Genomic DNA, 19,006 nt, shown 5'->3' with positions numbered 1-19,006 from the left:
AGGCTTCGCATGTGCCAATGGAAACAGTGGAAACGGGTACGAACCCGCATCCGCGAACTCCGGGCGCTTGGCATGCCCGATTGGATGGTCTTCATGATGGCCAATTCTAGACGAGGTCCTTGGGAAATGTCCCGAACCATAAACAACGCCCTTCCAACTTCCTATTGGGAAGCAAAAGGGCTGAAAAGTTTGCTTTCTCGTTATCTGGAACTTTGTCAACCTTTTGGAAACGCCTAGTGCGGACCCGCATGCTAGGTGTTGTGAGAGGACGGGGGTTAGCCGCCCCCTCCTACTCGATCTGAGCGATCGGAAAAGAAAAGGACAAGCCCTCGCCTCTCTTTCCGAATCGTCCGGCCCAAGCCGTCGGCGTTTTGGAGACGGCTCCGCGCAGCCTTTTTCGGTTTGAGCCGTCAATCACCGCCCAACGGCTTGAAGAGCTCGAAACAGTGCAGCTCTTTTACGTGCCTTGCGACTTTGTAGCCGAGACGCCGGTAAAAACGAAGAGCGCGTTCGTTCTTTTCGTCGACAAACAGATGAGCGACCGTGCAGCCTTCGCCCAGGCCATGCGCCTCGGCTTGCATCATAAGCTCCGTGCCCCAGCGCCTTCCCTGGAACGCGGCGTCGACCGCAAGCAGATCGATAAACAGCCGGTCTTGGCGGATATTGAAATGGACGAAGGCAAACGGGGAGCCGCTGCGGCTTTGCGACGCGACGAGCGTGGAACCGCTTTGGATTCGCCGGGAAACGATGTCGTACAGCCTTTTGTCGCGAGGATGGAACCACGGCGAGATCGGCACGAGCTGCGAACGGACAAGGCGAACGATGTCGGGTATGTCGCGCTTGTTTTTCCACCGGATCATGGCGCACCTCCTTTGGGCCGCCGAAGACGACTTGCCAATCGAAACGGCCGCTTCTACATCGTATGATCCTCCCCTTCCGGCGGACCTCCGCCTATTTCGCTTTTCGAATTCGAAACGTGTATTGACGAACGCTTGAGCAAAGAATATAATCAAAGCTGTATCGAATTAACATTTAACGCAATGGCCGTGAAGAGGAAGAAGCGCGAGGGCTCTTAAGCTCAGAGAGCGTCGGAATTGCTGAGACCGATGCCTTAATCCCTGTACGCTGGGTCTCCTTGGAGCTGTTCGCTTGAACCGCCGCTTGTCGGCGCTGTAGGGTGAATCGGAATGGCGCACGTTATCGCGCCCGAAGTATGCGGCTTGCCCCTTTAGCGCTAAAGGTTTGGCGCCCATACTCGACGAGGCCGTCATCGCGAGATGCGCGGCGAATCCGGGTGGTACCGCGGAAGGAACAACCTTTCGTCCCAGAACGTTCTGCTTGAATGTTCAGGGGCGGAAGGTTTTTTTGATTTCCGATTCGGAAAAACGGTCTTTCGACCTTTTTCCGAGTCGTTGTCGCCGAAACGGACGAGCGTTTTTTTGCGAGCGGCGTACCGTTTGGCCTAACGATCCGAAATTGCGAAAGGAGGATGACGGATGAGCGCGCAAAGTGCCACGCTGAAATCCAAAGAAGAGCTGATTGAAAAATGGAGCAAACCGGAAGTCATTACCGGTTCGGAAATGCTGCTGAGAAGTTTGCTGTTGGAGGGCGTTGAATGCGTCTTCGGCTATCCCGGCGGCGCCGTTCTCTATATTTACGATGCCATGTACGGCTTCGACGACTTTAAACATCTGCTGACCCGTCACGAGCAAGGGGCGATTCACGCGGCCGACGGTTACGCCAGAAGCACGGGCAAGGTCGGCGTCTGCATCGCCACCTCGGGTCCCGGAGCGACCAACCTGGTCACCGGCATCGCAACGGCCTATATGGATTCGGTGCCGCTCGTCGTCATCACCGGCAACGTGGCGACGAGCCTGATCGGCACGGACGCTTTCCAGGAAGCCGATATCGTCGGGATCACGATGCCGATCACCAAGCACAGCTATTTGGTGCGCAAGGTCGAGGATCTGCCCCGTATCATTCACGAGGCGTTCCATATTGCCAACACCGGCCGCAAAGGTCCGGTCTTGATCGATATTCCGAAGGACGTATCGGCGGCAAAGGGGCTGTTTAAGCCGGTAACGTCCGTTCAGCTTCGCGGTTACAATCCGACCGTGCAGCCGAACCGGATGCAGGTGGACAAAATGCTGCGGGCCATCGAGCAGGCCGAACGCCCGCTGCTCCTTGTCGGCGGCGGCGCCATCTATTCGGGCGCGCACGAGGAACTGTACGAATTCGTAACGAAGACGCAGATTCCGGTCACGACGACCTTGCTCGGTCTGGGCGCGTTCCCGAGCGGACACGAACTGCATATCGGCTTCCCGGGCATGCACGGCACCTGGACGGCCAACACCGCGATCCAGAACTCGGACCTGCTGATCAACATCGGCGCGCGGTTTGACGACCGCGTTACGGGCCGGCTGGACGGCTTTGCGCCGAACGCGAAGATCGTCCATATCGACATCGACCCCGCGGAAATCGGCAAAAACGTGCCGACGGACATTCCGATCGTCGGCGATGTCAAAGCCGTGCTCAAAGTCGCCAACGAAAGCGCCAAACGGGCGGACAAGGCGGATGCCTGGAGGGCGCAGGTCCAGCAGTGGAAGGCGGCCAAGCCGTTCAAATATATCGATTCCGACAAGGAATTGAAGCCGCAGTGGGTCATTTCGATGATTCACGAGACGACGGGCGGAGACGCGATCGTGACGACCGACGTCGGACAGCATCAAATGTGGGCGGCGCAATTTTATCCGTTCAACAAGCCTCGTTCCTGGGTCACGTCCGGCGGACTCGGCACGATGGGCTTCGGCTTCCCGTCGGCCATCGGCGCGCAGATGGGGAACCCGGACCGGACGGTCGTCTCCATCAACGGCGACGGCGGCATGCAGATGTGCGCCCAGGAGCTTGCGGTGTGCGCGATTAACAATATTCCGGTCAAAGTCGCGATTTTGAACAACCAGGTGCTCGGCATGGTTCGCCAGTGGCAGGAGCTGATTTACGACAACCGCTACAGCCACATCGATCTTGCCGGCAGCCCGGACTTTGTCAAGCTGGCGGAAGCGTACGGCGTCAAGGCGTTCCGCGCGACGAACAAGGAGGAAGCGCGCCGCGCCTGGACCGAAGCGCTGAACCATCCGGGTCCGGCGGTCGTCGAATTCGTGGTCCGCAAGGAAGAGAACGTCTATCCGATGGTTACGCAGGGCAGTACGATTGACCAAATGATCATGGGGGATGCGGAATGAACCGGAAACATACGATCGCGATTCTCGTCAACGACCAGCCGGGCGTTCTGCAACGGGTATCCGGATTGTTCGGAAGACGCGGCTTCAATATCGAGAGCATCACCGTCGGCCCTTCGGAAGAACCGGGATTGTCCCGCATGGTCATCGTGACGACAGGCGATGACCACACGCTCGAACAGATCCAGAAACAATTGTACAAACTCATCGACGTCATCAAGGTGATCGACGTCGGCTCCAATCCGATGGTCGCCCGCGAGCTCGGACTGATCAAGGTTTCCGCCGAGCCGTCCGCCCGGCCCGAAATTTTGGGCATCGTCGAGACGTTTCGCGCCGCCGTCGTCGATATCAGTCCGACCAGCCTGATCGTGCAGGTGGTCGGCGATTCCGAGAAGATCGAGGCGATGATCGAGCTGCTCAAGCCGTACGGCATTCGCGAGTTGGCCCGCACCGGCGTCACCGCCTTGACCCGCGGCGTGAAGTAACGGGCTTATTGCCTTCATCCTATCCGCTCGCTTCCCCCGGGAGCGGGTGTTCGAGGAGAGAACCGCGCAAAGCGGGCCGATCGTCCCGCGCCCGAGGCTTGTCCTGCGGCCTTCCGATGCGGAGGGCGCCGCCTAGACGTTCCGGCGGGCGCCGGCTTGTGGCGGATCGAAAACTTGCGGCCCGGTTCTCTCTTGGGACGCCCGTTTCATGAGGGTTGCCTATATAGTTTTTTCATAAAGAAGGAGGAAACACATCCAATGGCAGTTAAATTGTACTACGAAAAAGACGCCGATCTCGGCGCTCTGAAAGGCAAAACGATCGCCGTTATCGGCTACGGCAGCCAAGGCCACGCTCAAGCCCAAAACCTGCGCGACAGCGGCCTGTCCGTCATCATCGGCCTGCGCGAGGGCAAATCCGCGGAAGCGGCCCGCAACGACGGCTTCGAAGTGCTGTCCGTTGCCGAAGCGACCCGCAGGGCGGATGTCGTGCAAATCCTGATGCCCGATGAAACGCAAGCCGCCGTCTACAAAAACGAAATCGAGCCGAACCTGAAAAAAGGCGCCGCACTCATGTTCTCCCATGGCTTCAACATCCATTACGGCCAAATCGTTCCGCCTCAAGACGCCGACGTTCTGCTCGTCGCTCCGAAATCCCCGGGCCATCTGGTTCGCCGCACGTACGTAGAAGGCTTCGGCGTTCCCGGATTGATCGCCGTTCACCAAAACGGCACCGGCAAAGCGTTTGAAATCGGCATGGCTTACGCGAAAGGCATCGGCTGTACCCGTGCGGGCGTTATCGAAACGACGTTCCGCGAAGAAACGGAAACCGACCTGTTCGGCGAACAGGCCGTTCTGTGCGGCGGCGCAAGCGCGCTCGTCAAAGCCGGTTTCGAAACGCTCGTCGAAGCGGGCTACGCTCCGGAAATGGCCTACTTCGAGTGCCTGCACGAGCTGAAGCTGATCGTCGACCTCATGTATGAAGGCGGTCTCGCCGCGATGCGCAACTCGATCTCCAACACGGCCGAATACGGCGATTACGTGACCGGTCCGCGCATCGTAACCGAAGAAACGAAAAAAGCGATGAAAGAAGTGCTCGCCGACATCCAATCCGGCCGCTTCGCACGCGACTTTATCCTGGAAAACCAATCCGGGCGCGCCTTCCTTACGGCTACCCGCCGCAACGAAGCCGAGCATCCGATCGAAGTGGTCGGCTCCCAACTGCGCGGCCTGATGCACTGGATCAACAAGAAGTAATTCCGGCGCCCCAACGCGCAATCGGACAACCCCGGCCAAAGCCGGGGTTGTTTATCAAGATTCGGCGGGTTGCGAAATTCCCGGCAAATCTCGTCCGAACTTGCGGATTTCGCTAGAAGGCGCTTCCGATTATGTTATAATCGAACCAAGACCAGCAGCAGGGCGGTCTGAACTTCATTAGCTGCTTCAGGAGGTGCGGGCATCAAGCTGCCATATGCGGAAAATATACATTTTTGATACGACGCTGCGCGACGGGGAGCAGTCCCCCGGTGTCAACCTGAACACCCAAGAGAAACTCGAAATCGCGTATCAGTTGGAACGCCTCGGAATCGACCGGATCGAGGCGGGCTTTCCGGCCGCTTCTCCCGGCGACCTGGCCGCGGTCAACGCGGTCGCGCGCGCGGTGAAGAACGCCACCGTCGTCGGCCTTGCGCGTTCGCGCGAGCAGGACATCGACGCGGTGCGCGAAGCGCTGAAGGGCGCGCAGGACCCTTGCATTCATATTTTTATCGCGACATCCCCGATTCACCGCAAGCACAAGCTGCGGATGGAGAAGGAGCAGGTGCTGGAGACGGCCGAACGGGCGATCCGGTACGCCAAAAAATATTTCAGCAAAATCGAGTTCTCGGCCGAGGATGCGGGACGGACGGAGCTGGATTTCCTGTGCCAGGTCACCGAGCTTGCCGTCAAGAACGGCGTTTCGGTCGTGAACATCCCGGATACCGTCGGCTACATGACGCCGCAGGAATTCGGAAACATCTTCAAAACCTTGAAGGAGAACGTGCCGGACATCGAGCGCATCCAGCTGTCCGCGCACTGCCACGACGATCTCGGCATGGCGACGGCGAATGCGCTTGCGGCCATCTTGAACGGGGCCGACCAGATCGAAGGCACGATCAACGGCATCGGCGAACGTGCGGGCAACACGGCGATCGAGGAAGTGGCGCTGGCCCTTTATACGCGGGCGGAATTTTTCCAGGCGAAGACAACACTTAACCTGCAGGAGATCGCCAAGACAAGCAGGCTGGTCAGCAAGCTGACGGGCATGGTCGTTCCCGGCAACAAGGCGATTGTCGGCGCCAACGCGTTCGCGCACGAATCCGGCATTCATCAGGACGGCGTGCTGAAGGAGAAGACGACGTACGAAATCATCTCCCCGGCGACGATCGGCCTCAAGGACAGCAAGCTCGTGCTCGGCAAGCATTCGGGACGCCATGCGTTCCGGGAGAAGCTGATCGATCTCGGCTTCGAGAACTTGACGGAAGAGCAGATCAACGCCGCGTTCGGCAAGTTCAAGGACTTGGCCGACCGCAAGAAGGACGTCAGCAACGAGGATATCATCGCGCTGCTGGAAGAGAAGATGGTCGAGACGCCGGAAGTGTTCGCCCTGGAGCAGCTTGTCGTCTCGTTCGACAGCCGCACGGGCCCGACGGCTACCGTCCGGCTGAAGACCGCCGAAGGCTTTGTCGAGACGAAAGCGGGCGGCAACGGCTCGGTCGACGCCATTTACCGCGCGATCGACGAGCTGACGAAAGAAGAAGTTATACTGGACGACTACACGATCAAATCGGTCACCGACGGCACGGACGCGCTTGGCGACGTTCACGTGGTCCTGCGGCAGGGCGATGTAAGCGCGCACGGCCGCGGCGTCAGCACCGATATTCTCGAAGCGAGCGCCCGCGCTTACGTCGACGCGCTCAACCGTCTGATCGACAAGCGGAACGCGCCCACGCGCAGCCGCCGCGACAACGTAACGTTAATCTGATCCGTTTTTCGGCGGAGTCCTCAAGCGTTCGGGGACTTTGCGATATTTTAGGAACCGGAAATGGGGAACCCCGAATGAACTATCGGTTTTCCGCCAAGATGGGGAGCTTCTCTTCTTCGGCGGTTCGTGAAATTTTAAAGCTGACGCAAGGCAATTCCATCATCTCGTTCGCCGGCGGACTCCCCGCCGAAGAGCACTTCCCGGTGACGGCGGTGTCGGAGGCGTTCCAACGGGTCATGGAACAGGGCAACAAAGCGCTTCAGTACGGCTTGACCGAAGGGTACCTGCCGCTGCGGGAAGCGCTGTGCGCCCGAATGGCGCGCAAGGGCGTGCGGGTGACGCCCGACCATATGCTGCTGACGACCGGATCGCAGCAGGCGATCGACCTTCTTTCCCGCATTTATCTCGATCCGGGCGACGTGATCCTGGTCGAGCGCCCGACGTATTTGTCCGCCCTGCAAGTGTTCCGTTCCTACGGCGCCGTGCCGGTTTCGGTCGAGGGGGACGCCGACGGTCCCGATCTGGACGATCTGGCCGCCAAGCTTGAGCGGTACAAACCGAAAATGCTTTATGTCATCCCGACGTTCTCGAACCCCACCGGCAAGGCGTGGAGCGAGCAGCGCCGCCGCGGCACCCTCGAGCTGTGCCGCAGGACGGATACGCTGATTCTCGAGGACGATCCTTACGGCGAGCTGAGTTTCGGCGACGGATCCGTTACGTATCCGTCGATTTTCTCGCTGGACGAGCATCCGGAAGGTTCGGGCGTCGTCTACACCAGCACGTTCTCCAAGACGGTCGCTCCGGCGCTTAGAACCGGTTGGGTCATCGGCGATTCGAAGCTGATCCGCAACATGACGCAAGCGAAGCAGGCTGCGGATCTGCATTCCAGCTCGCTGGACCAGCAGACCCTGTATCAGCTGCTTTCGCATTTCGATCTCGACGGGCACATCGAGTTCGTGCGGAAGGAATACGAGGCGCGGATGCGGCAAATGGCCGAACTGCTCGCCAAGCACAATTGGCCCGGCGTCAAGTGGGAGGAGCCGAAAGGCGGCATGTTCTTCTGGCTTGAATTCCCCGAGAGGGTCGATACGGCGGAGCTGCTGAAGGCGTGCGTGGAGGAGGGAGTCGCATTTGTGCCGGGCGTAACGTTCTACGCCGAGAACCCGAAGCACAACACGCTGCGCATGAACTTCACGCACAACGATTACGAGGCCACTTATTCCGGTATGGAGAAGATGAATCGCGCGATCAAACGCGTAGCGGTCTGAACCGGACCGCGTTTCGTCCCCGGCGGCGATCCGCCGGGGGCGATCTTCGCGGCGTACGGGCGGCAAACAGGCGGCATACGCGAGGCACTCGGACAACATTCGTGGGAGGCACTCAGGCCAGCATTCGTAAGGCGCTCGGGACGAAACGGTCACGCGAAATTATAGGTTGAAACTATCGAAACGATAGGATTTATCTATTTTGCCGGGGATACGGAAATGTGCTACAAATGAATGGAGAGTTTCGGACAACGCTACACTAAGAAAATCGGGAGTGAAACGCGCATATGGCAGACGTGAAAAAAATTGCCGTCATCTCCGGGGACGGAATCGGACCGGAAGTGGTGGCGGAAGCGATTAAAGTGCTGAAAAAAACGGAGGAGCTGTACGGCTACAAATTTGAGCTGGAATACGGCTTGTTCGGCGGCATCGCCATCGACGAGAAGGGTACTCCGCTGCCGCAGGAAACGCTGGAAATTTGCCAAAAGGCGGACGCCGTGCTGCTCGGCGCGGTCGGCGGTCCGAAATGGGACAACAATCCGAAGGAGCTTCGTCCGGAAACCGGGCTGCTGGGCATCCGCAAGGCGCTCGGCCTGTTCTCCAACATCCGGCCCGCCGTCGTGTTCGACTGCCTGAAGGACGCATCCACGCTGAAGCCGGAAGTGCTGGAAGGCACGGACCTGATCGTGGTCCGCGAGCTGACGGGGGGCATCTATTTCGGCGACAAATTCCGCCGCGAAGGGGAAGGCGGCCAGGAAGCGGTCGATACGTGCGTATATAGCGTATCCGAAGTCGAGCGCATCGTTCGCCAGGCGTTCGAGATCGCCCGGAAACGCAGAAAACGCCTGGCTTCCGTCGACAAGGCGAACGTGCTCGAGACGTCCCGTCTCTGGCGGGAGACGGTCAACCGCATCGCGCCGGAATATCCGGACGTGGAGCTTGAGCACGTGCTCGTAGACAACTGCGCGATGCAGCTGCTGCGCCGCCCGTCCAGCTTTGACGTCATCGTTACCGAGAACATGTTCGGCGACATCCTCAGCGACGAAGCCGCAATGCTGACCGGCTCCATCGGCATGCTGGCCTCCGCTTCGCTCGGCGAAGGCAGCTTCGGACTGTACGAGCCGGTGCACGGTTCGGCTCCGGACATCGCAGGCCAGGGCATCGCCAACCCGATTGCGACGATTCTGTCCGTGGCGCTGATGTTCCAGCTGACCTTCGGCTATCTGGAAGCGGGGAAAGCGATCGAAGACGCGGTCAAAAAGGTGCTTGACGCCGGCCATCGCACAAGCGATATTGCCGTCGACAAGAGCAAAGCCGTCAGCACGAGCGAGATGGGCGATTTGATCGTAGCCGCATTGGCGAAATGATCCGCTAAACGATTTGCTAGTTTATATTTATTCTAAACAAGTAATCGTTCCATATTGATTTTCCTTCTCAATGATGATACCATGAAGGATAGACAAATACCCGGCCATCAGGCCGAACTGTAGGAGGTTATGAATCATGGCAGAACGTTTGGTAGGACTCCCCGCCCCGGATTTCACCCTTGAAACGGCGCTTGGCGACGGACAAGGCTTCGGCAAAGTTTCTTTGTCCGACTACAAAGGCAAATGGCTGGTATTCTTCTTCTATCCGCTGGACTTCACGTTCGTGTGCCCGACGGAAATCGTGGCGCTTTCCGAAGCGGCTGAACAATTCCGCGCGCTGAACACGGAAATTCTCGGCGTCAGCGTCGACAGCATTCACAGCCACCGCGCCTGGATCAATACGCCGAAGAGCGAAAACGGCCTTGGCAAGCTGAACTTCCCGCTCGCCGCCGACATCACGAAGAAGACGGCACGGGATTACGGCGTTCTGATCGAAGAAGAAGGCGTAGCCCTGCGCGGTCTGTTCATCATCGATCCGGACGGTATTATCAAATACCAGGTCGTCAACCACAACGATGTGGGCCGCAGCGTGGACGAAACGCTCCGCGTGCTTCAAGCGCTGCAATCCGGCGGTCTGTGCCCGATCAACTGGAAGCCGGGGGACAAGCACCTGGTTGCCAAATAAGACAGCTTCCGGACATAACCGGTTACGAAGGCGCATGCTCGATGCATGCGCCTTTTCGCGTCTTTTTAAGGGGGGCGTTTGGCCGGAGACGAATCTGCAAAGGATAAAAAACAGCCCGACCGTTTTACTTTTCCGACAAAATGCGGCAAAATGATAATACGGAAGGTCCTATAGCCAATCGGGAGGAATTCCGCAAACGCAAGAAGAATATAGTGAATAGCACCATTCATCTTCATGGAACGGGGAGGGGTAACGATGAGTTTTTGCTGCGGAGCGAGCATGATCGGCACAAAAGGGACGCTGAAACATTTCAGAACGAGAATCCATAACGTTCCAATATTGTTTTGTCCGGTATGCCACCGTGTCGAAGTCCACTACCTGGTGGAGAACGAGTACGAGATTTTGGCTGAATACGCGCACGGCGACGGCGCCTCCGAAGTCGACTTCAACGACTACGTTGACGAATCGGACAAAGCCCTCCACGAGAACTGCATCAACCATGAGGATGAGGACCCGCTGTACATTGTTCAGTATCAGATCGACATGGCATTGGATTTACTTACGTTCGCCAAAGAGCTTAAAGATGCCGAATGGGAGCAGCAGCTCAAGCGCCGGCTCGGCATGCTGGCTCAACGCCGCCATAAGCTTCGTTTCAAACGGACGTCCGGCGGCGCGTATTAACCCGATACGAATAGGCAGTGTTGAGCGTCCCCCACTGGTCGGCAGCGCCACGGTGCGGGGGCGTTTTTCTGCACGAAAAAGGAGATGCCCGCCGATAATCGCTTGAGCATCCGAACTCTATATTTGTGGGGTGAGTTTTTGCTGCTCGCACTGTGGAAAAAATGGGTCGGACACCGTTCCGATAGCGATGGCGCGCCGGAGGGCGATACGCCGGAAGCGATGGTCGCGTCCATTCAGCAAGGGAACGAGGAACTTCGCAACGAACTGATTCAACGTTATCGGCCTTTTATCCTCAAGACAGCTAGCCGATTTTGCAAACGATACATCGATCCCGCCCGGGATGACGAATTCAGCGTGGCGCTGCTTGCGTTCGACGAGGCGATCAACGGGTACTCGGCGCAATCGGGCGGACGGTTTCTAACCTTTGCTTCGCAGGTGATCACGAGGCGGCTTATCGATTATGCGCGCAAAGAGGAGCGGCACGCGTCGCTTGTGCCGTACAGCGCCCTGGAGGGCGATAAGGGAGAGGGCGCGTCGCTCCTGTCGCAAGTCGAAGCGAAAGAAGCGCTCGAGGCTTACGCGCAGGACCAGGACCGGGAAACGCGTCTGGAAGAAATCAAGGCGCTGGCCGAGGAGCTTGCGGGCTTTGGCATCAGCTTCGCGGATTTGAGCGAGCAATCCCCCAAGCATCTGGATTCGCGAAACATGCTTCTCGGAATCGGCCGGAGGCTGGCGGCGAATCCCGTTTTGTTCGCCATGCTCAAAGAGAGGCGCCAGCTTCCGCTGAAGGAGCTGTGCGAAGCGGAGCAAGTATCCAGGAAAACGCTGGAACGCAACCGCAAGTACTTGATCGCGACGGCTTTGATCGCCGGCGGACCGTACCGACATTTAAAACCATACATCGAAAGTCCGGAAAAAGGCATGGAGGGTGAAACGCCATGAATCGGGCCGTCATTCTGTCTTTGGAAAAGAGAAAAGCGATCGTGCTGGCGCCCGGCGGCCAATTCGTCCGGGTCAAGCGGTTGCCCCATTTCCGGATCGGCGACGAAATCGAATGGGCACGGACCGGAGCGCGGCGCGGCCTGCTTGGGGGACGCCGAACGGCGGCGATTCTGGGCGCTTCTGCCGTTGCCGCTTTCGTCCTGCTGCTGGGACTGTGGTGGTTTCAGACGCCGACCGTTGTCGCTTACGTCTCGATGGATGTCAATCCGAGCGTCGAGATGGGCATCGACAGCAGGGAATACGTGCGCGAGCTGCGCGCCTTGAATGCGGATGCGAGGCCGATCGTCGCGGCAATCGAATACAAAGGGCAAACCGTCGAAGACGTAACCGCCCGGCTTGCGGAAGAGCTTGCCTCCCGGAAGCTGCTCGACTCGGGCGGCGAAGTCGTGCTGGCAAGCGTGGCCGTAGGCAAAGTCGACGCGGAATGGGAAGCCGAAATCATCGGCAGCATGAAAAAAGCGATCGAGCAGACGGCCAAGCGGCTTGGCGGCGCTTCGGACAACGCTCCGGAAATTATGGCGGTATCGGTCCCCGCCGAAGTCAGGGAGGAAGCCAAGAAAAGCGGCGTATCCACCGGGAAAATGGCCTTCTGGCTGAAGGCCGAAAGCCAGGGGCATGAGGTGCCGCTGGAGACGCTGCGGCATGAATCGATGAAGACGATCGCCAGCGAGTGGGGAGGCGTCCAACAAGTTCTTACGGGCAACAAGCCGAACCCGGACACAAAGAGCGAGTCCGCCTCGTCCGCTTTGAAAAACGGCAGCGAAAGAGACGAATGGAACAAGCTGCTGGCTGCGCTGAAGGATAAAGTCGAAGAGGACCGGAAAAAGCGGGATGAATTGAGGAAACAGCAGCGGCAGGAAAATCGGAAGAAACAAAATTACCGGGAAAAACAGGAAAATGGGGGTCGAAACGCGAATCAAGAAAGGAGCGGAAAACAGGAGAGCAACGCTCGGCAAACTTCGGGCGGCGCGCTTGTGACCCGGGATCATCGGGATCGGACAGAAAAAGCGGGCAAGGAGAATAAGATAGGGAAGAAGAAAGACCGCGAAGACCGGCGAGGCGACGACAACCGGGGCGCACGCGGCGGGAAGACCGGAAGCGGCAACCGGCGCTACGGCGACGGCGGCGAGCGGAACAACGGACATCGCAACCGGGAAGTTCGCAACGAAAACAAAATAAAAGGGCAAAACAGCGGTAGCCTGATCTCAAATGCTTCAAATCGGCAGACCGAAAATCACGATCGGAACCCGTCCCGCCGGCATGACGGCGGTTCGAAGCGCAGCGCGGATCGGAATCAGGACGGCAAATCGAAAGATTAAGCAATGTGCTTTTCAGGTCTGCCCGAACCTGTCGATATTGGATCGGATCGGGAGGAGTCGTTCATGGAAAGGTGGAAATCCCGCTATTTTCCGGCATTGGCCGAATTTGCGCTGAGCGAAGGCGGAACCATTACGGACAAGGCGAAATTGATGCACCAACTGCAAGGCGTTTCCTCCGACGACATACTCAGTCATCATGAGGCAAGCGTGAAGGATCTTCTCTACAACGCCGAAGCAGAAGACCGGATGACCTTGATGCACAGATCGCTGCTGTTTCTTATGGAAATCCTCACATCCGTCAGGCTTCCGGAAGCCGCTGCGGGAGAGGAGGACGCGAGCGCGAAACGGCTGAAGGAGTCGGCCGTTCAATCGTTGCCCCTTCAGGAGGAACGCCCGAGCAAATTCGAGACGGTGCTGCAGCATATGGACAGCGGAATCGCCCTGTTCGATTCCGAAGGCCATCTTCGCTTCTTGAACGTGCAGATGTCCCGCCTGCTGCAAGCTCCCCGCCGGGCGTTGATCGGCCACTCGCTGCGCCAGCTCATGTTTCATCCTTATCTTCGCAAATCGATTCGGATGATTTTCCTTCGGATGTACAAGGAAATGGTCTACTATCGCAGGTTCAACGGCGAGTTTCAGGATGCGCACGGCCGTTTTCTGCTGATCAGCATTACCCGGATCGACGAGCTCGACGGGGATTATCTCGTCAGCGTCAAGGACGTTTCCGAATTCAAGCATATCGAGCAGTCCGCATTCCAAAACGACAAACTGGCGATGCTGGGCAAAATCGCCGCCTCCATCGCGCACGAAATCCGCAACCCGCTTACCTCGATCCGGGGCTTTATCCAGCTTCTGAAGCCTTATTTGGAGACGATCGGCAAGCAGGAGTACGCCCGCATCATTTTATCCGAGATCGACAGGGCCAACGACATCATCTTTGAGTTTCTCAATTCCTCGAAGCCTTCGGCGCCCATGAAGCAGCACATTTCGGTCGGCATGCTGCTTAAGGAGTCCATTCTGCTGTTCGAGAGCGAAGCCAACATGAAAGGCTGCGAGCTGCACTTCGAAATCTACGATCCGGTCATGCAGGTCGCCATCGACGTCAAGCAGATTAAGCAAGTGATTTTGAATATTTTGAAAAATTCGATGGATGCCATACAGGATTCGGGCGACGAACGCAAAGGGCTGATCCAGGTGACGGCCAATCGGGAAAACCGGTACGCGGTGATCCGGATTCGCGACAACGGCAAAGGCATGGAGCGGTCGACGATGGCTCGGCTGTTCGATCCGTTTTTTACGACCAAGCAGGACGGAACCGGACTCGGCCTGTCGGTCAGCTACCGCATTATCCGCAACCACGGCGGCACGATTCAAGTCGACAGCCGGCTGAACGAAGGAACGGAATTCATTATCTACTTGCCACTGGCCGGGGAAAAAGAGTAGAATCGGGTTGATTACATCGTGGGGGAACTGTCGGAATATGACCGGAAGATTCAGGCTGCCGCGGAGCTCGGCTTTTTTCCGTCCGGAACGCGCAAGCGTTTCCAGCAATCGCAGGGGAATGCGGACTTCGGTTCGCGAGGGCATTCCCGCAACGATCATCGCCAATTTGCTGGGCGGTCCGCTGCAGACGGCATTCCTCCTCTACTTGGGCTTCAATTCCGAGCAGATCGGGATCGTGGCGGCGATTCCGTCGCTTACGCTGATCATCCAGATTTTTATCGCGGCGGGCATGCAGCGCTGGAGCGACCGCCGGTCCATGCTGCTGCTGTTCGCCGTTTTCCACCGGGTGCTGTGGGTGGCCACGGGGCTGATTCCGCTGTTGTTTCCGGAGGCCTCCTGGTTTGGGATCTATACGATTTTATTTCTGTTGTCTTTTGCGATGGGGCAGTCGGCGAACGTGGTCTGGACCTCGCTGATGGCGGATATCGTGCCGCCGGCCGTCCGGGGCCGTTATTTCGGCATCCGCAATACCATTCATTGGGCGGTAGCCAGCGCCGTTTTGCTGCTGGCCGGCCAATGGCTGGAATGGGTGCCGGGCGGGACCGGATTCGTATGGCTATACGTCATCAGTGCGGTATGCGTCGTTTGGAACACGGTGGAGCTCGCCCGTTACGCCAATCCCCCGTTCGAAAGATCGGGCGGGGGCCTATCCGCGGGCTTGTTCATGCGGCCGCTGCGCGACCGCGGTTTTTTGTCGGCGACGGGGTTCATCACGGTTTTTCTGCTCGTTTACAACCTGGTGGTTCCGCTGTTTTCCTACGCGATGCTGAACGTTCTGCACTTGAGCTACAGCAGCGTAACCCTGATTACGATGCTGCAAAATATCGTGATGATGGCCAGCTACATCTATTGGGGCAACATGAACGCGAGACATCCCGCGCGGACGCTGCTGCTGTGGACGTTTCCGCTTCTCGCCGCCTCGTGCGCCGTCTGGTTCGGCCTTGCCTTTTTCCCGGCGCTGCTTGTGCTTTCGATCGCGCACGTGCTGCTCGGCTTCGGCCTGGGCGGATACAATTTGCTCGTTTTTAATTTTCTGATCGGAGACACCCCGAAGCCGGAGCGCCCGATGTATGTGGCGGTTTTCAACGCTTTGACCGGATTTGCCGGCTTCATCGGGCCGATCGTCGGCGGATGGCTGTTCAAGGTGGCGAAGCATGAGCCCGCCTGGATTCAACAATACGGCATCATCCTGTTTGCGGGATTGGCGATGCTGGCGCTGTCGTCTCTTGTCGCTCCCGTTGTTTTTCGCAAGGCAACAAGGGGATAATGAGGAAAGAGGCTATCTTCCCGAATCTAAGGAGTGGATCGCATGAAGGAGACAGACATCGCTTCGCGGGTGCCGCCGGGTCAATTCGTGACGACAAGCTTTCCCATCCTGCATCATGGCGAAGTGCCGCATTACCGGGACATGAGCCAATGGAACCTGCGCGTATTCGGATTGGTCGAGGAAGAAGTGACGTTCACCTTCGACGAGTTCATGAGCCTGCCGCGGAAAACGTTCGTCAACGACATTCACTGCGTCACGACGTGGACCAGGCTGGACAACGTGTGGGAGGGCGTCGCCGTGTCGACGCTGATGGAGCGGGTGAGGCTGAAGCCCGAAGCCCGGTTCGTGATGCTGCACGCCGAGCACGGCTGGACCACGAATTTGCCGCTGGAGGATTTTTTGCGGGACACTTCGTTTTTCGGCCTCAAGCACAACGGAGAAACGCTGACGCCCAAGCACGGGTACCCCGTCCGGATGGTGGTGCCGCACCTGTATTTCTGGAAAAGCGCCAAATGGCTGCGCGGCATCGAATTCATGGCCGAAAACAAGCCCGGCTTCTGGGAGCGGAACGGATACCATATGTACGGCGATCCGTGGCGTTCGCAAAGGTACGATACCGATTAAAAGCGCAGGCAGCGAAAGCGTCCGAGGCTTCCGCTGCCTTTCGTTTGTTCATGTGCGCGCCTACACGGAAACGGCCGGTCCCGACAGGCTCCCCGCTTGCGAAGCCGTGCCCCTGAGCAGATGCTTCTTGCCCCTCCATCGAACGAGAGACAACGCTCCCCGCACGTACTCGTCGGCGATCATGCAGCAGTAAATGCCGATCAGCCCCCAGCCCGCCTGCAGCCCCAGCCAGTAAGAGCAGCCGGTTGCGATCAACGACATGGAACCGAGGGAAATGTACATGGTAAACCGGGTGTCGCCGACGGCGTTCAGCGAATTGCCAAGCGCCATGTTCAGCATTTTGCCCGGCTGCAGCAGCAGATTCAGCCCCAGCAGCGAGACGCCCATGGCGATGATGTCGCCGTCTTTCGTAAACAATCCGAGCATCGGACGTCCGAAAAGAAAGAGGAGCAGCGCGCAGGACACGACGAACGCGAGGCCGATCCCCAGCGCGCGGAATGCCGCCCGGTAAGCCTCCCGGATTTTCCCCGCCCCGTAAAGATGGGCGATTTGGATCTGGACGGCAAGCGCAATGGCGCTGCCGAGCATAAAGCAGAACGATTCGAGCGTATTCATGTACGTCCTTGCGGCGAGTTCCTTGGCGCCCAGATCGGCCAGGAACGCGTATATCGCCAATTGGGAGAACACCCAGCAGGACATGTTGACGCCAAGCGGCCAGCCGATCTTCAGCACTTCCTTGAACAGCTTGCCGTCGAACGTGCGGAAGTCTTTGGGCCGGATCGCCCGTTCGAAAGCGAAGACGAACATGTACAGCAGAACCGCGGCGGCAAGCAGCTTGGACAGGTTGCCGGACACGGCAACGCCCAGCAGTCCCCATTGGGGAAGGCCGAGCTTGCCGAAAATAAAGCCGTAGTTCAATACGATATGAAACGCATTCATGCCGATGCTGATGAACATCGGGGTTTTCGTATTGCCGGTGTTGCGGATGACGGTGCCGAGCACGGCGATGAGCGCCGTCAGGAACATGCCTCCGCCGATGTTCGATACGTAGGTGTCCCACAGCGGCAACAGCTCGTCCGAGACGTTCAGCATTCGGGCGATCGGACGGGATTGCGTAAACAGAACGGCGCTGAGGACAAGACCGATGACCGTGCAGACGGTCACGGCCATGACCGCAATCGTGCGGGCGTCCTCCTCGCGCTTCATCCCGATGCGCTGCGCGACGAGAATCCCCGCGCCGGTGGCGACGGTCATAAACAGCGTGTTGAGCGCGTTGAACAGCTGATTGGCAAAGCCGACGACCGCCACGGCGTCGTCCGATATGCGGCTGACCATCACGGTGTCGACGGTGCCCAGCAGCGTTTGCAGCAGCAGCTCGATAAAGACGGGCCACGCCAGCGCCCACAGCGAATATTTAGGATTCACAAATGAAACCCCCTGACTGAACTTGTTGTCTAACCGCGATTGCGCCAGACAGCACGTTATATCCACAACAGATTATAGATGGTATACTGGCGGCGAAGGTTCATTTTTTAAACGGAAACATTCAATTTTGAAACCTGATTGGAAAGGAAGCGCTCCCATGAACCTGCTGGAGTTCACCGTGCCTCCGATGCCGCATTACATCGCAAGCGGGCATGCGGTTTTCGCACCGGGCGACCGGCACATGAGCCGGCGCCATATCCGGGTGTTCGATTTGCTGTTCGTCCAGAAAGGCTGCCTGTATGTCGGGGAAGAAGAGCGCCGCTACGAAGTGTCGTCGGGCTGCGCCCTTATTCTTCGGCCGGACTGCTTCCATTACGGCACGGAAGGCTGCAGGGAACGGACAGAATATTACTGGCTGCATTTTCAGGCGACCGGCTCATGGTCCGTAGCCGACAAGCCTTCCGAGCGATGCTGCGAACCTGAAGGCGTTCAAGCCGTCGACCCGTACGACGTGCGGCCGTTTTCCATCGCGCTGCCGCAATTCGTCAAGCTGGCTCAACCCGGGAAGGCCGAAGAGCTGCTTCAGCAGATCGGCCATCTGAATCCGAGCGCCCATTTGCCTCTCTCGCGTCTCAAGCAGCAGGCGCTGTTCCAGGAACTCGTTCACCAGCTTGCCGCATCGCAAAAGTCGAGCCGGACCTCCCCGGGAAGGGAATGCGCCGAGCAGGCCGCCGCTTATTTGCGCAGCCGCTATCGCGAGGACATCACCGTCCGCGAGTTGGGAGAGAAGCTGAACTTTCACCCGGTCTACATCGCGCGCTGCATGCAGAGGGAGTACGGCTGCACGCCGATGGAATACCTGCTCCGCTACCGGATCGAACAGGCGAAGCTGCTGCTGATGCAAACCGACTGGACGATCGCGCGCATCGCCGAGGAGGTCGGGTTCAACCAGGCGCCTTATTTCAGCTCCTGCTTTTCCCGGCTGGAGGGTTTGTCCCCGCGCCGGTTCCGCCAGCGGTTCCATCAAGGAACGGAATAAGGGAAAAACGCGAAGCCCTCGGCATACCGGACCCATCGATTGGCGACGGCCTGTGCGGCTTGTTGACAGGTTTGCCGCCTTGGGCT

At 58.4% G+C, this 19,006-nt stretch carries 16 protein-coding genes and 1 pseudogene; 15 read left to right on the top strand and 2 right to left on the bottom strand.

Annotated features, from left to right (window positions below; translation table 11 throughout):
• Window positions 1–237 (top strand): annotated as a pseudogene (locus tag F560_RS24975) (group II intron reverse transcriptase/maturase); the annotation flags it as partial.
• A gap of 173 nt (window positions 238–410) precedes the next feature.
• Here the strand turns inward: F560_RS24975 and F560_RS0107605 are convergent.
• Complete coding sequence (locus F560_RS0107605) at window positions 411–860, bottom strand: GNAT family N-acetyltransferase (protein WP_019005128.1); 450 nt, start codon at window positions 858–860, stop codon at window positions 411–413.
• A gap of 636 nt (window positions 861–1,496) precedes the next feature.
• Between F560_RS0107605 and ilvB the strand changes: the two genes are divergently transcribed.
• The 13 genes from ilvB to F560_RS0107535 all read left to right on the top strand — a co-directional run bounded on the left by ilvB (window position 1,497) and on the right by F560_RS0107535 (window position 16,456).
• Entirely contained in the window at window positions 1,497–3,242 is a 1,746-nt protein-coding gene (ilvB, locus tag F560_RS0107595; protein WP_019005126.1) for a biosynthetic-type acetolactate synthase large subunit, read from the top strand.
• Window positions 3,239–3,724: an acetolactate synthase small subunit gene (ilvN, locus tag F560_RS0107590; RefSeq protein ID WP_019005125.1), complete on the top strand. Its 486-nt coding sequence runs from the start codon at window positions 3,239–3,241 to the stop codon at window positions 3,722–3,724. The genes ilvB and ilvN overlap by 4 nt, the downstream gene beginning before the upstream one ends.
• A gap of 258 nt (window positions 3,725–3,982) precedes the next feature.
• The gene (gene ilvC, locus F560_RS0107585; RefSeq protein ID WP_019005124.1) at window positions 3,983–4,978 is read left to right on the top strand and encodes a ketol-acid reductoisomerase; all 996 of its coding nucleotides are present in this window, start codon (window positions 3,983–3,985) and stop codon (window positions 4,976–4,978) included.
• 214 nt (window positions 4,979–5,192) lie between these two features.
• The gene (locus F560_RS0107580; protein WP_019005123.1) at window positions 5,193–6,743 is read left to right on the top strand and encodes a 2-isopropylmalate synthase; all 1,551 of its coding nucleotides are present in this window, start codon (window positions 5,193–5,195) and stop codon (window positions 6,741–6,743) included.
• Between the two features lie 74 nt (window positions 6,744–6,817).
• Complete coding sequence (locus F560_RS0107575; protein WP_019005122.1) at window positions 6,818–8,011, top strand: aminotransferase-like domain-containing protein; 1,194 nt, start codon at window positions 6,818–6,820, stop codon at window positions 8,009–8,011.
• Between the two features lie 284 nt (window positions 8,012–8,295).
• Window positions 8,296–9,375 (top strand): 3-isopropylmalate dehydrogenase, encoded by a 1,080-nt coding sequence (gene leuB / locus F560_RS0107570; RefSeq protein ID WP_019005121.1) that lies wholly within the window; start codon window positions 8,296–8,298, stop codon window positions 9,373–9,375.
• 136 nt (window positions 9,376–9,511) lie between these two features.
• Window positions 9,512–10,060, top strand: a complete 549-nt coding sequence (locus F560_RS0107565; protein WP_019005120.1) for a peroxiredoxin — start codon at window positions 9,512–9,514, stop codon at window positions 10,058–10,060.
• 255 nt (window positions 10,061–10,315) lie between these two features.
• Window positions 10,316–10,741, top strand: a complete 426-nt coding sequence (locus tag F560_RS0107560; protein WP_019005119.1) for a hypothetical protein — start codon at window positions 10,316–10,318, stop codon at window positions 10,739–10,741.
• Between the two features lie 138 nt (window positions 10,742–10,879).
• Window positions 10,880–11,683, top strand: coding sequence for an RNA polymerase sigma-I factor (gene sigI / locus F560_RS0107555; RefSeq protein WP_019005118.1), 804 nt, complete (start codon window positions 10,880–10,882; stop codon window positions 11,681–11,683).
• On the top strand, window positions 11,680–13,062 hold the full coding sequence (locus F560_RS22770; protein ID WP_019005117.1) for an anti-sigma-I factor RsgI family protein: 1,383 nt from the start codon (window positions 11,680–11,682) through the stop codon (window positions 13,060–13,062). The genes sigI and F560_RS22770 overlap by 4 nt, the downstream gene beginning before the upstream one ends.
• Before the next feature lie 63 nt (window positions 13,063–13,125).
• Window positions 13,126–14,505 carry a two-component system sensor histidine kinase NtrB gene (locus tag F560_RS0107545; RefSeq protein ID WP_019005116.1) on the top strand — a complete coding sequence of 460 codons (1,380 nt, stop codon included), beginning with the start codon at window positions 13,126–13,128 and terminating at the stop codon, window positions 14,503–14,505.
• Between the two features lie 37 nt (window positions 14,506–14,542).
• Window positions 14,543–15,832 (top strand): MFS transporter, encoded by a 1,290-nt coding sequence (locus F560_RS0107540; RefSeq protein ID WP_019005115.1) that lies wholly within the window; start codon window positions 14,543–14,545, stop codon window positions 15,830–15,832.
• A gap of 42 nt (window positions 15,833–15,874) precedes the next feature.
• Window positions 15,875–16,456: a sulfite oxidase-like oxidoreductase gene (locus F560_RS0107535; protein WP_019005114.1), complete on the top strand. Its 582-nt coding sequence runs from the start codon at window positions 15,875–15,877 to the stop codon at window positions 16,454–16,456.
• 60 nt (window positions 16,457–16,516) lie between these two features.
• Here the strand turns inward: F560_RS0107535 and F560_RS0107530 are convergent, their stop codons facing one another.
• Window positions 16,517–17,881, bottom strand: coding sequence for an MATE family efflux transporter (locus F560_RS0107530; protein ID WP_019005113.1), 1,365 nt, complete (start codon window positions 17,879–17,881; stop codon window positions 16,517–16,519).
• Between the two features lie 157 nt (window positions 17,882–18,038).
• Here F560_RS0107530 and F560_RS0107525 point away from each other — a divergent pair, with 157 nt between their 5' ends.
• Entirely contained in the window at window positions 18,039–18,920 is an 882-nt protein-coding gene (locus F560_RS0107525) for a helix-turn-helix transcriptional regulator (protein WP_019005112.1), read from the top strand.
• Window positions 18,921–19,006: the final 86 nt, after the last annotated feature.

Source organism: Cohnella laeviribosi DSM 21336, assembly GCF_000378425.1.
Lineage (GTDB): Bacteria > Bacillota > Bacilli > Paenibacillales > Paenibacillaceae > Cohnella > Cohnella laeviribosi.
Note: the sequence above shows the minus strand (reverse complement) of the source record. Positions and strands in the feature narration are given on the sequence as shown.

Excerpts from the sequence above, each read along its gene's own strand:
- F560_RS0107605 (WP_019005128.1), bottom strand. The coding sequence starts at position 860 with ATGATCCGGTGGAAAAACAAGCGCGACATACCCGACATCGTTCGCCTT.
- ilvB (WP_019005126.1), top strand. The coding sequence starts at position 1,497 with ATGAGCGCGCAAAGTGCCACGCTGAAATCCAAAGAAGAGCTGATTGAA.
- ilvN (WP_019005125.1), top strand. The coding sequence starts at position 3,239 with ATGAACCGGAAACATACGATCGCGATTCTCGTCAACGACCAGCCGGGC.
- ilvC (WP_019005124.1), top strand. The coding sequence starts at position 3,983 with ATGGCAGTTAAATTGTACTACGAAAAAGACGCCGATCTCGGCGCTCTG.
- F560_RS0107580 (WP_019005123.1), top strand. The coding sequence starts at position 5,193 with ATGCGGAAAATATACATTTTTGATACGACGCTGCGCGACGGGGAGCAG.
- F560_RS0107575 (WP_019005122.1), top strand. The coding sequence starts at position 6,818 with ATGAACTATCGGTTTTCCGCCAAGATGGGGAGCTTCTCTTCTTCGGCG.
- leuB (WP_019005121.1), top strand. The coding sequence starts at position 8,296 with ATGGCAGACGTGAAAAAAATTGCCGTCATCTCCGGGGACGGAATCGGA.
- F560_RS0107565 (WP_019005120.1), top strand. The coding sequence starts at position 9,512 with ATGGCAGAACGTTTGGTAGGACTCCCCGCCCCGGATTTCACCCTTGAA.
- F560_RS0107560 (WP_019005119.1), top strand. The coding sequence starts at position 10,316 with ATGAGTTTTTGCTGCGGAGCGAGCATGATCGGCACAAAAGGGACGCTG.
- F560_RS22770 (WP_019005117.1), top strand. The coding sequence starts at position 11,680 with ATGAATCGGGCCGTCATTCTGTCTTTGGAAAAGAGAAAAGCGATCGTG.
- F560_RS0107545 (WP_019005116.1), top strand. The coding sequence starts at position 13,126 with ATGGAAAGGTGGAAATCCCGCTATTTTCCGGCATTGGCCGAATTTGCG.
- F560_RS0107540 (WP_019005115.1), top strand. The coding sequence starts at position 14,543 with ATGACCGGAAGATTCAGGCTGCCGCGGAGCTCGGCTTTTTTCCGTCCG.
- F560_RS0107535 (WP_019005114.1), top strand. The coding sequence starts at position 15,875 with ATGAAGGAGACAGACATCGCTTCGCGGGTGCCGCCGGGTCAATTCGTG.
- F560_RS0107525 (WP_019005112.1), top strand. The coding sequence starts at position 18,039 with ATGAACCTGCTGGAGTTCACCGTGCCTCCGATGCCGCATTACATCGCA.